Origin of the sequence: Pseudomonas sp. R11F (assembly GCF_050312575.1) — a bacterium.
GTDB lineage: Bacteria > Pseudomonadota > Gammaproteobacteria > Pseudomonadales > Pseudomonadaceae > Aquipseudomonas > Aquipseudomonas palleroniana.
This window is the reverse complement of the sequence record NZ_JBNPJU010000020.1, coordinates 221,239-239,484: the sequence shown is the minus strand read 5'-3', so window position 1 is coordinate 239,484 and position 18,246 is coordinate 221,239. Positions and strand designations below refer to the sequence as shown.

The 18,246-nt window shown below is 61.5% G+C and carries 14 protein-coding genes; 13 read left to right on the top strand and 1 reads right to left on the bottom strand.

Annotated elements, in window-relative coordinates:
• Positions 1-207: 207 nt before the first annotated feature.
• The 8 genes from glnE to ACQRBV_RS06770 are packed head-to-tail and all read left to right on the top strand — an operon-like array spanning position 208 to position 10,148.
• The gene (gene glnE, locus ACQRBV_RS06805; protein ID WP_411985070.1) at positions 208-3,147 is read left to right on the top strand and encodes a bifunctional [glutamate--ammonia ligase]-adenylyl-L-tyrosine phosphorylase/[glutamate--ammonia-ligase] adenylyltransferase; all 2,940 of its coding nucleotides are present in this window, start codon (positions 208-210) and stop codon (positions 3,145-3,147) included.
• Positions 3,148-3,201: 54 nt separating this feature from the next.
• Complete coding sequence (gene waaF / locus ACQRBV_RS06800; RefSeq protein ID WP_060755154.1) at positions 3,202-4,236, top strand: lipopolysaccharide heptosyltransferase II; 1,035 nt, start codon at positions 3,202-3,204, stop codon at positions 4,234-4,236.
• A 1-nt stretch (position 4,237) separates the two neighbouring features.
• The gene (gene waaC / locus ACQRBV_RS06795) at positions 4,238-5,299 is read left to right on the top strand and encodes a lipopolysaccharide heptosyltransferase I (RefSeq protein ID WP_411985071.1); all 1,062 of its coding nucleotides are present in this window, start codon (positions 4,238-4,240) and stop codon (positions 5,297-5,299) included.
• The gene (locus ACQRBV_RS06790; protein ID WP_411985072.1) at positions 5,299-6,423 is read left to right on the top strand and encodes a glycosyltransferase family 4 protein; all 1,125 of its coding nucleotides are present in this window, start codon (positions 5,299-5,301) and stop codon (positions 6,421-6,423) included. The genes waaC and ACQRBV_RS06790 overlap by 1 nt, the downstream gene beginning before the upstream one ends.
• Positions 6,420-7,226: a lipopolysaccharide core heptose(I) kinase RfaP gene (gene rfaP / locus ACQRBV_RS06785; protein ID WP_104995340.1), complete on the top strand. Its 807-nt coding sequence runs from the start codon at positions 6,420-6,422 to the stop codon at positions 7,224-7,226. The genes ACQRBV_RS06790 and rfaP overlap by 4 nt, the downstream gene beginning before the upstream one ends.
• The gene (locus ACQRBV_RS06780; RefSeq protein WP_090367206.1) at positions 7,226-7,960 is read left to right on the top strand and encodes a lipopolysaccharide kinase InaA family protein; all 735 of its coding nucleotides are present in this window, start codon (positions 7,226-7,228) and stop codon (positions 7,958-7,960) included. The genes rfaP and ACQRBV_RS06780 overlap by 1 nt, the downstream gene beginning before the upstream one ends.
• The gene (locus ACQRBV_RS06775) at positions 7,957-8,709 is read left to right on the top strand and encodes a lipopolysaccharide kinase InaA family protein (RefSeq protein WP_090367205.1); all 753 of its coding nucleotides are present in this window, start codon (positions 7,957-7,959) and stop codon (positions 8,707-8,709) included. Before ACQRBV_RS06780 ends, ACQRBV_RS06775 begins: the two co-directional genes overlap by 4 nt.
• Positions 8,709-10,148: a lipopolysaccharide kinase InaA family protein gene (locus tag ACQRBV_RS06770; RefSeq protein WP_411985073.1), complete on the top strand. Its 1,440-nt coding sequence runs from the start codon at positions 8,709-8,711 to the stop codon at positions 10,146-10,148. The genes ACQRBV_RS06775 and ACQRBV_RS06770 overlap by 1 nt, the downstream gene beginning before the upstream one ends.
• 164 nt (positions 10,149-10,312) lie before the next feature.
• Here the strand turns inward: ACQRBV_RS06770 and ACQRBV_RS06765 are convergent, their stop codons facing one another.
• Complete coding sequence (locus tag ACQRBV_RS06765) at positions 10,313-12,391, bottom strand: TonB-dependent receptor family protein (protein WP_411985074.1); 2,079 nt, start codon at positions 12,389-12,391, stop codon at positions 10,313-10,315.
• Positions 12,392-12,564: 173 nt separating this feature from the next.
• On the opposite strand from ACQRBV_RS06765, the gene ACQRBV_RS06760 reads away from it, so the two are divergent.
• From ACQRBV_RS06760 to ACQRBV_RS06740, 5 genes are all read left to right on the top strand, one after another.
• A complete protein-coding gene (locus ACQRBV_RS06760) occupies positions 12,565-12,885 on the top strand; it encodes a YceK/YidQ family lipoprotein (protein WP_060755146.1) in 321 nt (106 codons plus the stop codon).
• 144 nt (positions 12,886-13,029) lie between these two features.
• Positions 13,030-14,787, top strand: coding sequence for a carbamoyltransferase family protein (locus tag ACQRBV_RS06755; protein ID WP_034136622.1), 1,758 nt, complete (start codon positions 13,030-13,032; stop codon positions 14,785-14,787).
• Complete coding sequence (locus tag ACQRBV_RS06750; RefSeq protein ID WP_411985075.1) at positions 14,771-15,901, top strand: glycosyltransferase; 1,131 nt, start codon at positions 14,771-14,773, stop codon at positions 15,899-15,901. The genes ACQRBV_RS06755 and ACQRBV_RS06750 overlap by 17 nt, the downstream gene beginning before the upstream one ends.
• Positions 15,901-16,797 carry an antimicrobial resistance protein Mig-14 gene (locus ACQRBV_RS06745; RefSeq protein ID WP_090367193.1) on the top strand — a complete coding sequence of 299 codons (897 nt, stop codon included), beginning with the start codon at positions 15,901-15,903 and terminating at the stop codon, positions 16,795-16,797. The genes ACQRBV_RS06750 and ACQRBV_RS06745 overlap by 1 nt, the downstream gene beginning before the upstream one ends.
• The gene (locus ACQRBV_RS06740) at positions 16,794-18,233 is read left to right on the top strand and encodes a PIG-L deacetylase family protein (RefSeq protein ID WP_411985076.1); all 1,440 of its coding nucleotides are present in this window, start codon (positions 16,794-16,796) and stop codon (positions 18,231-18,233) included. Before ACQRBV_RS06745 ends, ACQRBV_RS06740 begins: the two co-directional genes overlap by 4 nt.
• Positions 18,234-18,246: the final 13 nt, after the last annotated feature.

Here is an 18,246-nt window from a genome sequence, read left to right as displayed (position 1 = left end):
ACAAGACTGAGCGTATGGCTCGGTCTGGCTGGTGAGCATAATCGTTATTGTTGATCTTTTGCGAACAAGAAAAGGTGAATGTTTGATGTTGGCTGCCAAAATGAAATTAATTTCAGCTATTTCTAACCTTTGTTCGACAGTCCTTCACCGAGCGTGGTTCCTGCGTTCACAGCTACAAGCCATTCACGCGCCGATCAAGGATAGACCATGAGCCTTCCAACGCTGGCCGAACTGCCGGCCGTTCTCTTGCCTTTTGCCCAGCGGGCCGAGCAGTCATTTCGTGACGCGGTGGCCGCGCTGGATGACGATCATGGCCTTTCTGCGTGGACGCCGCAACGGTGGGCCGACTTCGCCCGGGTATGCGCCGCCAGTGATTTTGTCATTGAACAGAGTCTTCGTGACCCTTTGATGTTGCTGGAGCTGGTGGCCTGGGGCGAGCTGGATCGCGGCTTTGCACCAGGCGAACTGTGCGGGCAGGTGGCCGGCGCGGTGCAACAGGCTGAAACAGAAGACGAGCTGGGGCGTGTACTGCGTCGTCAGCGTACCCGTCAGCAGGTGCGGATTATCTGGCGCGACCTGACTCGGCAGGCGGACCTGGTGCAAACCTGCCGTGACCTCTCCGACATGGCGGACGCCTGTATCGACCAAGCGTACCAGTGGCTGTATCAGCGCCATTGCGTGCAATTCGGCACGCCGACCGGCCGCCGTAGCGGCGAACCGCAGCACATGGTCATCCTCGGCATGGGCAAGCTCGGTGCGGTGGAGCTGAACCTGTCATCCGATATCGACCTGATCTTCGCCTATCCCGAAGGCGGCGAGACGGTGGGCGTGAAGCGCGCCCTGGATAATCAGGAGTTCTTTATTCGTCTTGGTCAAAAACTGATCAAGGCCCTGGACCCGATGACCGTCGACGGTTTTGTGTTCCGTGTCGACATGCGCCTGCGCCCCTATGGTTCGGCCGGTGCCCTGGTGCTCAGTTTCAACGCGCTTGAGCAGTACTACCAGGATCAGGGGCGCGACTGGGAACGTTACGCCATGATCAAGGCACGCGTCGTGGCGGGCGATCAGGTGGCCGGCGCGCAACTGCTCGATATGCTGCGACCGTTCGTCTACCGCCGTTATCTGGATTTTTCCGCCATCGAAGCGCTGCGTACCATGAAGCAGTTGATCCAGCAGGAAGTGCGGCGCAAAGGCATGGCCGACAATATCAAGCTGGGCTCGGGGGGTATCCGTGAAGTCGAGTTTATCGCCCAGGCGTTCCAGCTGATTCACGGTGGTCGCGACCTCAGCCTGCAACAGCGCCCGCTGCTCAAGGTGTTGGGCACTCTGGAAGGCCAGGCCTACCTGCCCCCGGCGGTGATTGCCGAGTTGCGCGAAGGCTATGAATTCCTGCGCTACACCGAACATGCCATCCAGGCCATCGCCGACCGGCAGACCCAGATGCTTCCGGACAACCCGCAGGATCAGGCACGTATTGCCTTTATGTTGGGCTTTGCCGATTGGGCGGCATTTCATGAGCGCTTGATGTATTGGCGCGGTCGGGTGGATTGGCATTTTCGCCAAGTGATTGCTGACCCGGATGAAGAGGAAGGCGACGAAAGCGAGCTGATGGTGGGCGGTGAGTGGTTGCCGCTGTGGGAAGAGTCCCAGGATGAAGACGCGGCGTGCCGCCAGTTGGCCGAGGGCGGCTTCAGCGACGCGCCCAAGGCCCTCAGGGCCCTGGCCAGCCTGCGAGGCAGCCCGCAATTGCGCGCGATGCAGCGCCTGGGGCGTGAGCGGCTGGATGCGTTTATCCCGCGCCTGCTGGCCCAGGCGGTCGAACACGCCAACCCCGATCTGGTGTTGGAGCGTGTACTGCCGCTGGTGGAAGCCGTCGCGCGGCGCTCCGCTTACCTGGTGCTGCTGACCGAGAACCCCGATGCGCTGCGCCGTTTGCTGACGTTGTGCGCCGCCAGTCCCTGGATCGCCGAGCAGATCACGCGGTTTCCGTTGCTGCTCGACGAGTTGCTCAACGAAGGTCGCCTGTTCAAACCGCCGTTGGCACCTGAGCTGGCGGCCGAGTTGCGCGAGCGCCTGACGCGCATCCCCGAGGACGACCTTGAGCAGCAGATGGAGGCGCTACGCCATTTCAAGCTGGCTCACCGCCTGCGCGTGGCCGCTTCGGAGATCGCCGGCAGCTTGCCGTTGATGAAGGTCAGCGATTACCTCACTTGGCTTGCCGAAGCCATCCTCGAACAAGTCTTGGCCCTGGCCTGGCGCCAGACCGTGGCCCGCCATGGTTCGCCGCAGCGCGTGGACGGCACCTTGTGCGATCCTGGGTTCATCATTGTCGGTTATGGCAAAGTCGGCGGGATCGAACTGGGGCATGGTTCGGACCTGGACCTGGTCTTTATCCATGATGGCGACCCGCAGGCGGAAACCGATGGGGCCAAACCGATCGATGGGGCGCAGTTCTTCACGCGCCTGGGCCAGCGGATCATTCACCTGCTGACCACCCAGACCAACTCGGGCCAGCTGTATGAGGTGGATATGCGCCTGCGACCTTCCGGCGCCTCAGGGTTATTGGTCAGTTCACTGGGCGCGTTTGATCGCTATCAACAAAATGAAGCCTGGACCTGGGAGCATCAGGCCCTGATCCGCGCCCGGGTGTTGGTGGGCAGCCAGGACGTCGGGCAGGCCTTCGAGCAGGTGAGGGCCCGTGTGCTGGGCCGTGAGCGGGACCCGGTCAAGCTGCGCCAGGAGGTCAGCGAGATGCGCGCCAAGATGCGCGATAACCTGGGCACCAAGACCACGGCGGCCGGCACCGGCGCCAATGCGTTCGAGGCGACGGCGGTGTTCGATCTCAAGCAGGACGCCGGAGGTATCGTCGATATTGAATTTATGGTGCAATACGCGGCTTTGGCGTGGTCTGCGCAACATCCATCGTTGCTGCGCTATACCGACAATATCCGCATTCTGGAAGGCTTGGAGCAGGTAGGGCTGATGCCCGCCGCCGATGCCCACCTGCTGCGCGAGGTGTATAAGGCCTACCGTTCCGCTGCGCATCGCCAGGCTCTGCAAAACGAGTCCGGCACGGTCGCCGGGGATCAGTTCGCCGACGAACGGCGGCAGGTGATGCGAATCTGGCAGGCGCTGGGGTTGAGCTGAAACACTATTAGGGCGGGGAGGCATAAGCCTCCCCGCATCGTTTGTGGAAACTACATGAATATTCTGATCGTTGGGCCCAGTTGGGTCGGTGACATGGTGATGGCGCAGACACTGTTCCAGTGCCTGAAACAGCGTCATCCCGACTGCCAAATCGACGTGCTCGCCCCCGAGTGGAGCCGGCCGATCCTCGAGCGCATGCCCGAGGTGCGCAAGGCCTTGAGCTTCCCGCTCGGCCACGGCGCCCTTGAACTGGCGACCCGTCGGCGCATCGGCAAATCCCTGGCCGGCCAGTACGACCAGGCCATCCTGCTGCCCAACTCGCTGAAGTCGGCGCTGGTGCCGTATTTTGCCGGCATCCCCAAGCGTACCGGCTGGCGCGGCGAGTTCCGTTATGTGTTGCTCAACGACGTGCGCACCCTCGACAAGGCGCGCTACCCGCTGATGATCGAGCGGTTCATGGCCCTGGCTTACGAGCCGGGTGCCGAGTTGCCCAAGCCTTACCCGCGCCCCAGCCTGCAGATCGACCCGCTGACCCGCGACGCGGCACTGGCCAAGTTCGGCCTGACCCTGGACCGCCCGGTGTTGGCGCTGTGCCCGGGTGCCGAGTTTGGCGAGTCCAAACGCTGGCCGTCGGAGCACTACGCCAAAGTCGCCGAGACCAAGATCCGCGAGGGTTGGCAGGTGTGGCTCTTCGGATCGAAAAACGATCACTCGGTAGGCGAAGACATCCGTCAGCGCCTGATCCCCGGCCTGCGCGAAGAAGCGGTGAACCTCAGTGGCGACACCTCGCTGGCCGAGGCGATCGACCTGCTGTCCTGCGCGGATTCGGTGGTGTCCAATGACTCGGGCCTGATGCACGTAGCGGCCGCGCTGAACCGCCCGCTGGTGGCCGTTTACGGTTCCACCTCACCCGGTTTCACACCGCCGTTGGCCGACCAGGTCGAAGTGGTGCGCCTGGGCCTGGACTGCAGCCCGTGTTTTGACCGCACCTGCCGGTTCGGTCACTACAACTGCCTGCGCCAATTGCTGCCGCAGCCGGTCAACGAGGCTTTGCAGCGGTTGCAGGGCTCAGTGGTCGAGGTCCGTTAGTTTGCGCGTATTGGTAATCAAGACCTCATCCCTGGGCGACGTGATCCATGCGTTGCCGGCACTGACCGACGCGGCGCGGGCCATTCCCGGTATCCGCTTCGATTGGGTGGTGGAAGAAGGCTTTGCCGAAATCCCCACCTGGCACCCGGCGGTGGACAAAGTGATCCCGGTGGCGATTCGTCGCTGGCGCAAGAACCTCTGGCAGACCTTCAAGAGCGGTGAGTGGCGACGCTTCAAGCAACGCATCCAGTCAACCAGGTACGACCTGGTGATCGATGCCCAGGGCCTGCTCAAAAGCGCCTGGCTGACGCGCTACGTGCGTGCGCCGGTGGCCGGTTTCGATAAGAACTCCGCACGTGAACCCATCGCGGCGCGCTTTTATTCCCGGCGCCTGGCCGTGGCCCGTGGGCAACATGCGGTGGAGCGCTTGCGCCAGCTGTTCGCCGTGGCGTTGGGCTATGACCTGCCCAAGGCCCTGGGCGATTACGGCCTGAACGTCGAAAAGTTGCTTGGCCTGCCGCCGCAAAAGCCCTTTGTACTGTTGCTGCACGGCACCACCTGGGATACCAAGCATTGGCCCGAGGCCTATTGGCGCGAGCTGGCTGAGCGGATGGGCCGCCTGGGCATGGACGTGAAGCTGCCGTGGGGCAATGCTGCCGAAAAGGCCCGGGCCGAACGCCTGGCCCAGGGGCTGCCCAACGCCGAAGTACTGCCCAAACTGAACCTCGCCGGCGTCGCCCGTGTGTTGGCCGGTGCCCGCGCCTGCGTGGCGGTGGACACGGGCCTTGGTCACTTGGCTGCAGCGCTGGATGTGCCGACCCTTTCGCTGTTCGGCCCCACCAACCCCGGCCTCACCGGTGCCTATGGCAAAGGCCAGATCCACATGGCCAGTGACTTCCCATGTGCACCCTGCCTGCAAAAGCAATGCACCTATCAGCCCACGGCCGACGACTTGCGTCGGTTCGACATCCGGCGTGAATCGGCATTGTGCTTTACACGCCTGAATCCCGAGCGTGTGGCAAGCCGACTGACCACGCTGTTACTGGCCGAGGACCTGCACTGATGCAACTGGCTTTTGTACTCTACAAATACTTTCCCTTCGGCGGCTTGCAACGCGACTTCATGCGTATCGCCCTGGAGTGCCAGCAGCGTGGTCATCAGATTCGCGTGTACACGTTGATCTGGGAAGGAAATATCCCGCCGGGTTTTGAAGTGCTGGTGGCGCCGGTCAAGGCGTTCTTCAACCATCGTCGCAACGAGAAACTCAGCGCCTGGATGGCAGCGGACCTGGCCAAGCGCCCGGTGGACCGTTTGATCGGCTTCAATAAAATGCCCGGCCTGGATGTTTACTATGCCGCCGACGGCTGTTTTGAAGACAAGGCGCAAAACCTGCGTCACTCGTTGTACCGCTATTTCGGCCGCTACAAGCACTTTGCCGAGTACGAGCGTGCGGTGTTCGCCAGGGAGGCCAAGACCGAAGTCCTGATGATTTCCGAAGTGCAGCAGCCGTTGTTCATCAAGCATTACGATACGCCGCTTGAACGCTTCCATCTGCTGCCGCCAGGCATTGCCCAGGACCGCCGTGCGCCGCCGAATGCCGCCGAGATTCGCGAGGGTTTCCGCAAGGAATTCAACTTGAGTGACGACGATTTGCTGCTGGTGCAAATCGGCTCGGGTTTCAAGACCAAAGGTGTCGATCGCAGCCTCAAGGCTGTGGCCGCGTTGTCGCCCGAGCTGAAAAAACGCGTCCGGTTATTTGTAATCGGCCAGGACGACCCCAAGGTATTCCAACTGCAAAGCGCGGCGTTGGGGCTGGGGGATAACGTGCAGTTCCTCAAGGGCCGCAGCGATATCCCGCGCTTTCTGCTGGGCGCCGACCTGTTGATTCATCCGGCGTACAACGAAAATACCGGTACGGTGTTGCTCGAAGCCTTGGTGGCGGGTTTGCCGGTGCTGGTCTCGGCCGTGTGTGGTTATGCCCACTACATTGCTGAAGCCGACAGTGGCCTGGTACTGGATGAGCCGTTCGAGCAGAGCCAGCTCAACCATTACCTGACGCACATGCTCACCGACACTGCACAGCGCGCGGCCTGGAGCCGCAATGGGTTGGCCTTTGCCGAGACGGCCGACCTCTACAGCATGCCGCAACACGCTGCGGATGTGATTCTGGCGGAGCCCAAACGATGAAGTTGATCCTTGCCGAACCCTTCAAGACTTTATGGGCTGGGCTTGATGCCTTTGCCGAAGTCGAGAAACTGCAAGGCGAAGTGTTTCGCGAACTGGCGGCACGTCGTACTTTGCGCACCGAGGTGGGTGGCCGCCCGTATTTCGTGAAGGTCCACCGTGGCATTGGCTGGGGCGAAATCTTCAAGAACCTGATTACCGCCAAGTTGCCGGTGCTGGGCGCCGGCCTTGAGTGGGCGGCGATTCATCGCTTGCAGGAACTCGGCGTGCCGACCATGACCGGCGTAGCCTTCGGCGAAAAAGGCAGTAATCCGGCGGACCAGCACTCGTTCATCATCACCGAAGAGCTGGCGCCGACTCTCAGTCTCGAAGACGTTACCGTGAACTGGGCCGCTGAACCCCCTGCGCCCGCGTTACGCCACGCCCTCACGGCCGAATTGGCGCGCATGGTCGGAGACATGCACCGGGGTGGCGTCAATCACCGCGACTGCTACCTGTGCCACTTCCTGCTGGACACCTCGCAACCGATTGACGCACGCAATATCAAGCTCTCGGTGATCGACCTGCACCGTGCCCAATTGCGCGCTCAATTGCCGTTGCGCTGGCGTGATAAAGATCTGTCTGCGTTGTACTACTCGGCGCTGGATATAGGTCTTACCCGTCGCGACAAGCTGCGTTTCCTGAAGGGGTACTTCCGTCAGCCGCTGCGTCAGATCCTGGCCGAACAAGCGGCATCCTTGAGCCTGCTGCAGCGCAAGGCCGACAAGCTATATGCGCGCAAGCAACGTTTGGGGGATGCAATCTGATGGCGGGTTGGAACCTGGAACCTGCCTACGCGGCCCTGAAAGATGACTTCGGTAGCCTTGAGGCGGTTTTCGCCCTGCAAGGCCAGCAACTGACTCGCGACCCGTTGTCGGAAGTGATCCGGGTGGAGCGGGGCGGGGTCAATTACTACGTCAAGCGCTACACCGGCGCCGGCAAGGGCCTGCGGCGTTATCTGGGCAAGCCGCGGGTCAAGTCCGAATGGCAGAACCTCAAGCGCTTCAACAAGTGGGGCATTCCCACTGCGGATGTGGTGGCTTGGGGGTTGGAGCGCAATGGCCTGGCCTACGACCGTGGTGCGATGATCACCCGCGAGCTGCCCAAGACCGAAGACCTGTCGGTGCTGGCCGACCGCAACGATGCGCGTCTCAAGAACCGCAAATGGGTGGATGTGGTCAGCCGCCAGCTCGCCGAATATACCCGTACCATGCACGAGCACCGTTTTACCCATAACGATCTGAAGTGGCGCAACCTGTTGATCGACGACCAGCAGACGCTGTACCTGATCGACTGCCCCAACGGTGATTTCTGGCGCGGCTTCTGGCTCAAGTACCGCATTACCAAAGACCTGGCATGCCTGGACAAGGTTGCCAAATATCATTTGTCGGCCACCCAGCGCCTGCGGTTCTACATGCAATACCGCCAACGTACGCACCTGACGGCGTCGGACAAACAGCGAATTCGCCATGTGGTGAAGTTTTTCGAGGGACGCGAATGAGTGACTTTCTGGCGGCCGAAGACCGAGCCCTGCTTGAGCGCAATGGCCTTGCAACCTTCGAGGCATTGTGGACCAAGCAATTGGACGCGGTCGACGAACCGAACACCAGCCGTGGTGGGTGGAGCAGCGTATTCCGTCTGGAGCTGGAGGGGCAGGGTTATTACCTCAAACGCCAAAGCAACTATCTGACGCGTACCTTGCATAGCCCGTTCGGCGAGCCTAGCTTCGCCCGCGAATTCCGCAATATCAGCCGCTACCGGCAGCTGGGTATTCCTGCATTGCAGGCTGCCTTTTTTGGTGAGCGCAAGGTGCAGGGCGAGCGCCGTGCCATCTTGCTGACCCGTGCATTGGACGGCTGGAGCGACCTGGACACATTGCTGGAGCAATGGTCGCAATTGAGCGATGCTCAGCGTGCCGCGATCCTGCTGGCGTGCGGTCAGCTCGCCCGGCGCCTGCATCGCGCAGGCCAGGTGCATGGTTGTTTTTACCCCAAGCATATTTTCCTGCGGGCCAGTGATGAAGGCTACGCCGCGCAGCTGATTGACCTGGAGAAAACCCGGCCGCTGTTGTTCGGTTGGCGTGACCGCGTCAAGGATCTGGAGCCGTTGTTGCGACGCGCGCCGCAATGGTCGGACGACCAGGTACGCCAATTGCTGGCCGCCTATCTCGGCGAGCCGCAAGACAGTGCGCTGGTCTCTACATGGCTGCAGAAATTGACCGCCCGCCGCAGCCAAAAGGAAAACCGTTGATGCGTTTGTCCGAGCTGAAAATGGCCGGCCGTACTCCCGACCTGCCCCTGACCATTGAGCTTGCGGATGCGGCGGGCCCTGGCCAACTGCAACTGCTGAGCCTGCTGCGGGTATTGCCGGGTGAGCGTTACGTCGGTGCCGCGGTGTGGCGTGGCCGCCCGGTGTTGGCCAAGTTGTTGGTGGGCAGCAAGGCGGCACGCCATTTTCAGCGTGAGCTCTCGGGTGTGCGCCTGCTCGCCGAGCACGGCCTGACCACGCCGTTGTTGCTGGCTGATGGTTTGAAGGACGGCGAGGGCGGCTGGCTGCTGTTCGAGTTCATCGAAGGTGCGCAAAGCCTCGCCGATGCCTGGCAGGCGGTCGAAGGTTTGCCGCCGCTGGCAAATGAACAAACCGCCGTACTCGCCGAAGCCCTGGGCGCGATTGCCCAGATGCATGCCAAAGGCCTGTGGCAGGAAGACCTGCATCTGGACAACCTGTTGCGCCAGGATGGCAAGCTGTACCTGATCGATGGTGCCGGGATTCGTGTCGAAGAGGCGGGCAAGCCGCTGTCGCGCAGCCGGGTGCTGGAAAACCTCGGTGTGTTCTTCGCCCAGCTACCCAAACACCTTGAGCCGTTCACCGAGGAGCTGCTGGTGTATTACCTGCTGGGCAACGGCGAACATGCCTTGCCGCTGGAAGCCCTGGAAAAACAGGTGCGCAAGGTCAGTGCCTGGCGCCTGCGGGACTTTTTGAGCAAGGTCGGCCGTGAATGCACGCTGTTCAGCGTCGTAAGGGGGGCTTTTGCCTTGCGCGCCATTCGTCGTGAGGAAGAACCGGCGATGCTGCGGGTGCTGGCGCAGGCTGACGTGTTGCTCGATCAGGGCCATCTCTATAAAACCGGTGGCGCGGCGACTGTCGCCAAGGTAGAGGTCGCTGATAGGCCGTTGGTGATCAAGCGATACAACATCAAAGGTTTTGTGCATTGGCTCAAGCGCTTCTGGCGCCCCAGCCGCGCCTGGCATTCCTGGCGCGAAGGCAACCGCCTGGCGTTCCTGGGGATCGCTACACCCAAGCCGCTGGCTGTGCTGGAGAAGCGTTTTCTCTGGCTGCGCGGCCGGGCTTACCTGGTGACCGAGTTCTTGCCGGGACCGGACATCATCGAGCGCTTCGCGCCCTACGTTGAACACGGCGATGCGCCTGAGAACGAACTGTTGGCCCTGGACCAGTTGTTCGCCGAACTGATTCGCGAGCGCATCAGCCATGGCGACTTCAAAGGACACAACCTGTTCTGGAACGAAGGCCGCTGGGCAATGATCGATCTGGATGCCATGTGCCAGCACCGCTCAGTCGCCAGCTTCGCCCCGGCGTTTGCCAAGGATCGTGCGCGGTTTATGCGTAATTGGCCGTCGGACAGTGCGCTCTACAAGTTGATTGACCAGCGTTTGCCCAAGCAGGTCTGATTCGGGCGAGACCTAATGCCTGATCAGTTAAGCGATAGAACGGACGATGGTTAATCTGTGGGAGGGGGCTTGCTCCCGATAGGCCGTGCGGCGGCCTCAAAAATGGGCCTGCTACGCAGTTCATCGGGAGCAAGCCCCCTCCCACAGGTTGATTTGGGGTGAATCTAGAACTGGTACTCAGCCCCTGCGCCCGCATACCACGATCGCCCGGGGGCCGCTTCGTAATAGCGGCCGTTGCCGTCACCGACAATGACCGAGCCGACATACTGGCGATCCAGCAAGTTATCCAGGCGTAACGTCTGGTGAAAGGTCCAGTGTTCCACCTTCTGCTCGAACCGCGCACGCCAGTTGAAGACGCTGTAGCCCGGCGCCGCGTGTTGCTGGTTGGTGTCCTCTACGTAGACCTTGCTGCGGTACATGCCTTCGATAGCGCTACTGACCCAGTCGCGGGGCTTCCAGTTCAGCTCGGCGAACAGGGTGGTTTGTGGTACGCCTGGCAGGTAGTTGCCCTTGTCCACGGGTTTGCCACCTCCAACAAAATCGCTGTCATAGGTGGCTTGCAGGCGGGTGTAGGCAAGTTGGGTGCTCCACTGTTCCGTCAGTTGGCTTTCGATACCCAATTCAAAGCCCCGGCGCAGAGTGCGGCCGGCGTTCTGATAGGTGGTGCGACCGCCGCTGGATTGTTGCACCACCAGCTCGTCTTCGGTGGTGATCTGAAACACGGCTGCGTTGAGTCGCGTGTCCTGCCCGAGGCGGGCTTTGAGCCCCATTTCATACTGGGTGCTGACTGACGGCTTGAGCGCGAAGTTGAAGCCGTTCGAGGTGCCGGAATAGGCCGATTCGGCCTGGGTCGGTGTTTCGAAGCCTTTGCCCGCACTCACATAGCCATGCAGGTCCGGCGTAAAGGCGTACATGACGCTCACCGACGGCGTGTTCTTCTGGTAGGTCTTGTTGCCGCTGTCGTTACCGTCGCCGAGGAAGTGATCGTCGACGTCCATCTTCATGGTGCTGTGGCGCAGGCCGGCTTGCAGCGTCCAGTCGCCCAGCAGCCAGTTGGCTTGCACGAACGGGTCGAGACTGGTGGCGGTGTCGATTTCATCGCGGCCCAGGGCGCCTTTGACGCCATGCACGCCGTCGAGCGTATTGGAATAGCCCTGGCGATCATCCTGACTGCGGTCGTAGTCGAGGCCGGTGATCAGCGTGAGGTCTCCAGGCGCGCTGGTGATGGGTTGCAGCCAGCGCAGGGAGCCGCCGTAGAATTTACGCTCGAAGTCCACCACGCCGCCGCGCTTGTCGGGTGGTGTGCCACCTGGAATCGATAAATATTGAATCACGCTGCGGCGGCCCGTGTACGCATTCACCTGCAAGGTGGCATCGCCGAAGTAGCGCTCATAATTCAGCCCCAACTGTTGGTGGTCGATACTTTTGCGCGTGTTGTATGTCAACGCACTGGTGCTCACCGAGCGCGGGTCGGCCTTGTAGGCTTGCCATGTCTGGCCCAGCGGATCCTGCGTATTGTTCTGCTCCAGGCTGCTGTAGATCAGCGCCAGTTTACTGTCGTCATCCGGCTGGACGTTGAGCTTGGCGAAGGTCTGGTCGCGGCGGGCGCTGCTGTGGTCACGGTAGCCGTCGGTGTCCATGCGTGAGGCGTCGAGCACGAAGCCGGCACCGTTGGCCGCGCCTTCGGCGCTCAGGTGGTTTTTATTCAGGCCATCGCTGCCCACCAGGGTTTCGGCGCCGATGCGCGGTGGGCCCTCGCCGTCACGCGAGAACATCTGGACCACCCCGCCGGCGTTGCTGCCGTACAGCGTGGCTGCCGGGCCGCGCAGCACTTCAATGCGCTCGGCGGTGTCGAGGTTGAACGTGGCCGCCTGGCCCTGGCCGTCCGGGGTGCTGGCGGGAATGCCGTCGGCAATCAATTTGATGCCGCGCACGCCAAACGCCGAGCGTGCGCCGAAGCCGCGGGAAGAAATCTGCAGGTCCTGCGCATAGTTCTGACGGTTCTGCACCACCAGGCCCGGCACGCGGGACAGGGCTTCGGAGGCGTTGATGCCCAGTTGGCCGTCGCTGATCTGCTCGCGGCTGATACTGTCCACCGAGTACGGCAGGTCGAACGTCGGGCTGGCGCTGCGCGAGCCGGTGACCACGCTGGGGTCGAGGATCAGGGTGTCGTCGGCCGTGGCGGTATCGCATATGGCGAACAGGCCAGGTAATAGCAAGGTGATGCGAGCGAGGGTTTTCATGAGTCAGCCGAAATGCGAGGCGCTTTGTGTGTAAACGCGCAAAAGGGCGCGAGTTTAGTGGTTTGGCAGGTTTTGCGCATTTCGGAAGCATCCTACGCGTTGTAGCGGTGGGGCTGGGCTGAACCCCGCTCAAGTCAAGTGCTAGCGTGGCGAACCATCTCTGAGGGCTCGCCATGAACGTAAAAACTGCGCTGGCAGTCGGTTTGGTTTCAATGACGATCAGTGGCTGCGGCACACTCAATACGGTGCTGCGTGAAGATGTCGCAGCGACCCGAGAGCTGCGCAAGCAAAAAACCTATTGTGCGGCCATTCCTCGTATCTACAGCGGCGTGGCGTTTGATTTCTGCCTGCTGCACGCTGCGCCAGACCCGACGGGCGTGCTCATACCGTTTGTGTTGGCTGATATCGCCTTGTCGGGTGCATTGGACACGGTCGTTCTGCCCTACACCCTGTATCGGCAAGTCGAGTACGGCTACCTCTATGTCTACCGTTAAGCCGCGCCGATCCTCTTGCCGCTAACAGTCTTGTGCTGCTTTTAAGCTATAATCCCGCCCTTTAGCTGTTTCCCGCCGAGGTGGGAGGCACACTTTTTTCAGGCGCAACCCGCCTGCATGCAGACTAAAAGAGGCTAGACCCCTGTGGCATTGACGATTCTTGGCCTGTCCGGCGCCCTTAGCCATGATCCTTCCGCAGCCTTGTATATCGACGGCAAGCTGATCGCGGCCGCCGAAGAAGAGCGCTTCGTACGCGACAAACATGCAAAGAACCGCATGCCTTACGAGTCGGCGAAGTTCTGCCTGGAACAGGCCGGCATCAAGCCTTCCGACGTTGACGTAGTGGCGATCCCATTCGCCCCGATCAGCCTGTTCGGTGAGGCGCGCTGGCACTACGCCAAGCGTTACTGGTACGCCCCGGACCGCGCCCTTGACGCGATCCTGATGGGCAACCGTCGCTACAAGCGCTATCGCAACAAGATCGTCTGGTGCCTGGAGCAACTGGGCTTCGATCCGAAGAAGATCAAGATCGAACCGGTTGAACACCACCTGGCTCACGCTTCCAGCGCCTACCACTGCTCGGGCTTCCAGGAAAAAACCGCGATCCTGGGCATCGACGGCAAGGGCGAATACGCCACGACGTTCTTCGGCTACGGCGAAAACGGCAAGATCCACAAGATCAAGGAATTCTACGATCCGGACTCCCTGGGCGGCCTCTACGGTGCAATCACCGAGTTCCTCGGTTTCGAGATGCTCGACGGTGAGTTCAAGGTCATGGGCATGGCGCCGTATGGCGATGCCAGCAAGTACGACTTCTCCCGCCTGGCCTCGTTTGAGAATGGCGAGTTGGTGATCAACACCGACTATGCCAACGTCATCGGCCTGCGCCGTTACAAAGAGAAGGGCAAGGGCTTCTACTTCTCGCCGAAACTGATCGAGTGGCTGGGCCCGAAACGCGAGGGTGACATCGCCGACGAGCCGTACATCCACTATGCCGCCAGCATGCAGGCGCTGTTCGAGAAGCTGGCCCTGCAGATGATCGACCATTACCTGGGCGACATCCTCAAGGACACCGGCAAGCTGGCCTTCGCCGGCGGCTGTGCGCTGAACGTCAAGCTGAACCAGAAGATCATCGCGCGTGACGACGTGAAAGAGCTGTTCGTGCAACCGGCGTCCGGCGATGCCGGCACTGCGGTTGGCGCGGCAGCCTATGTGTCGCACGCTCGTGGTGTACCGGTAGAGAAGATGGAACACGTCTACCTCGGCCCGTCCTACAGCAACGAAGACGTGATCGCCGCGTGCGCCAAGCACGAAAGCAAGCCGAACTGGCGCAAGATCGAGAACATGCCTCAGCGCATCGCCAAGATCATGGTCGACGGCAACCCGGTAGCCTGGTTCCAGGGCCGCATGGAATTCGGTCCGCGTGCGTTGGGCGGCCGTTCGATCATCGGTTGCCCAAGCGCCACCGGCGTGGCTGACCGCATCAACCACCAGATCAAGTTCCGCGAGCGCTGGAGGCCTTTCTGCCCGTCGATGCTCGACACCGTGGCCCCGCAGATGATCAAGGTCGACCACCCGGCGCCGTTCATGACCTTCACCTTTGAAGTGGCCGAGGAATGGAAAACCCGCGTGCCGGAAGTGGTCCATGAAGATGGCACCTCCCGTGCCCAGGTGCTCAAGCGCGAATACAACCCGCGCTACTACGACATGATGAAAGAGCTGGAAGTGCTGACCGGCAACGGCGTGTCCCTGAACACCTCGCTCAACCGTCGTGGCGAAGCGATGATCTGCTCGCCGACCGATGCGTTGAACATGTTCTTCGGCTCCGACCTGCAGTACCTGATCATGGAAGACATCCTGGTCGTCAAAGACGGCGTGGACCCTTATGACGCGCTCGGCTGATCGGCAGGTCCTGCAATTCTGCCACGGCTATGACGGGCCGTTCCTGGACTGCGCGCGGCAATACGCCAGCCTGTTCGCGGGCTCGGGTTACAAGGTGACCACGGTGTTCCTCACCGGGGTCGCCGACCCCGGCGTGGCGGCGGCCTGTGCCAGTGATGAAGTGTTGTTCATGGAATACAGCTCCAAGGCCATCCGTGGCCTGAAGCTGTCGGCCATCGCCCAGATGCGCAAGATTGCCGCGTCACGCAACTTCAGCTTCTGCATTGCCCACCGCGCCAAACCCATTTACATCGCCCTGCTGGGCACGGGGTTGCAGGTCATCGGCGTGCATCACGCCTTTGGTGACTATCAGCGTCGAGGTCGTCGCCTATTTGCCTCGATCTTCCAGAAACGCCTGAGCCTGCTGGCAGTTTCGGACGCGGTGCGTGATGACATCCGTCGCTGCCTGCCGAAATGGCCGGCGGCACGTATTCAGACTTTGTATAACCGCATCGATGTCGAGGCCCTGCAGGGGCAACAGGTGTCGAAGGATGAGGCACGCGACGCCCTGGGGTTGTCACCCGACGAGTGGGTGGTTGGCAACGTCGGTCGCCTGCACCCGGACAAAGACCAGGCCACGCTGCTCAAGGGCTTTGCCCTGGCATTGGCGCAGTTGCCGGCTGAAAGCAAGCTGGCGATCCTCGGCAGCGGGCGCCTGGAGCAAGACCTCAAGAGCCAGGCTCGCGAATTGGGGATTGCCGATCGGGTGTTGTTCCTCGGCCAGGTGCCGAATGCGCGCCTGTATTTCCGTGCGTTCGATGCCTTTGCCCTGAGTTCCGACCACGAGCCCTTCGGCATGGTGCTGCTTGAAGCCATGGCTGCCGGTGTACCGTTGCTGGCCACGGCTTGCGGCGGTGCGCGGGAAGTGGTCGAAGGCGTTGGCATATTGTTTCCCTTCGGTGATGCCGAGCACCTGGCACAGGGCCTGGTCCATCTGGCTGCAATGGGCCCGCAGCAGAAGCGCCAGTGCGCCGAAATGATGCTGGAGCGCCTGCATGCACAGTTCTCGGATCAGGCAGTACACGCGGCGTTCTGGCAGTTGCCCCACGTAATTGAACTGACCGCGGGGGCTTGATGCTCAATCGATTTCAAGGCTGGCGTGAGCGTGGCTGGTCCGTTGTCGACGCGACTGCCTACAGCGCCGCGTGGAAGCGTTTCGGCGGCAGTGTCGCCACCCATCCGCAGATCATCGAACGCCTGGCCGCGCTGGCGGGTATTCCCGTGCGCTATCTGGCGTGGGAGCAAGGCGACGAACTCAAGGCGTGCATTGCCACGTGGGGGCGCGACCTGGCGTTGTCCAAGGATGTGCTCAAGCGTCAAGGCAAGAAGGGCCTCTTCGACCTGGGCAATGCCGAATTGATCCTGCCGGCCGCCGTCGATGCCCAGGCACCGCTGCGTCACCGGGCCCGTTACTTGTCGACCCTCAATGAGGGGCGTTTCAGCGGGCTCAAGCCCCAGCCCGAGCAGTTAGCCATGGCGCGTACCCCGGAAGAGTTGTCGAAGAAGTTTCGCTACAACCAGCGCCGTGAATTGCGCTTGTTGGAGGAGGCTGGTGGTGTCGTGCGGTCGGTGAGCGAATTTTCCAGCCAGGAACTGGCTGCGATCTACTGCGATTTGTTCCTGCGTCGCTGGGGTTTTGTCGCCACGGGTGCCGAGCGGATGGCCGAGGTGATCGAGTTGCTGCGTGAATGGCTGATCGGCTCGGTGATTTTTCTTAACGATGCGCCGATTGCTGTGCAGTTGGTGTACCGGGTCGAGTCGTCGGACTGGATCAGCGTGGAATATGTCAATGGCGGTGTCGACCCTGAAACCCGTTCATTCAGCCCAGGCAGCGTCCTGAGCTTCCTCAATACCCAAGCCGCCTGGGAGCAGGCGCGAGAGGTCGGCAAACCGCTGCGGTTTTCTTTCGGTCGGGCCGATCGCGAATATAAGGACCGCTGGTGCAACCCGGTGCAGGTATTCAGCGTATGAGTCGCAAGCAGCAGTTGCTCAAGCGTCACCGGCGTAACAAGCGCATCGGTCTGTTGATCGGTTTGTTGCTGTTGGTGGTCATTGGCGTGCTGGTGGCCTGGTGGCTGCCGATAGTGCTCGCCGTGTTGGCATGGGTCGCCCACGAAGCCTGGTTTGCCGACCATTTGTTCTACTCGCCGTCGCAAGACTATCGATACCCGTTTGCAGAAGACGCTCAATTGGCCGGAGTGCGGCTGGAGGGCGATCGGCTGCTACTTGAACGACCTGACGAATTGAAGGCGGACGCCACGTTGATACTGGCCGTTCGGTTGGAGAGCCGTTGGCTGGGGCGTTTTCTTGACCCTGCCGTCGAGCTGACAGGCGGCGGGCAGGTCGACCGTCAAGCATTCGAGCGCGGTGTAAACGGTACGCGCTATGTCAATCTGACGGGGCTGGCGCCGGCCCTACTCGCAGGGGAGTTGCGGGTGCGTGCGCGCCATTGCCGGTTCAAAGGCGCGCCCAAGCTGTGGGCCTGGAACAACCCTGACCTGAGTACGCGGCGAGTGATGGTGGTCGCGCCCCATGCCGATGACGCTGAGTTGGCGGCTTTCGGCCTTTACAGCCAGGCCGAAGAGCCGTGGATCGTGACCCTGACCGCCGGTGAAATCGAAGCTGAACATTACCGGCAGATGGGCCTGGGCGCTGTCGAGGCGTCCCGCGTCAAGGGTCGGCTGCGTGCCTGGGACAGTATCGCCGTACCGCGCTGGGCCGGTGTGCCCGAATCCCATTGCGTGCAGTTGGGCTATTTTTGCCTGCAACTGCAAGCCATGCAGGCCGCGCCGGACGTGCCGGTTACCTCGCGGGAAGCGGACCTTGCGGATACCCGCCTGTTTCGCCAATTCAACCCATTCCCGCTGCCGGCCGATGGTGACGGTTTGCCGACCTGGAACAACCTGCTGGCTGACCTGCGTCACTTGTTACTGACGGCGCGCCCCGAAGTCATCGTGTTACCGCATCCGGTCATCGACCCGCATCCTGACCATATCTGCGCGCAGCAAGCGGTGCTGGAAGCGCTGCAGGGGTTGGAATGGCAACCGTCCATGTTGCTCGGATACGCCAATCACTTGCACGACAATGATCGCTGGCCGATGGGGGATGCCGGCAGTGGTGTCGCTTTGCCACCTTTCTTTGATTCAACGTACACTTTGCACCCTTATTGCATATCGCTGACTGATGAGCAGCAGTGTGACAAGGCAATGTCGCTTGGCATGATGCATGACTTGCAACCGCGGATGCCGTTCAAGCGGCGACTGCGGCGGGTTATCCAGCGGGTTCTGGCGCGCCGGACGATTTCACCTTGGGGAGAAAACGAGTTTTTCCGCAAGGCCGTCCGTCGTCATGAGCTGTACTGGGTGATCCGACGTCCCCAAGCGTTCGGCAATGTGAGAGAGCACTGAGTGCTCTATGTAA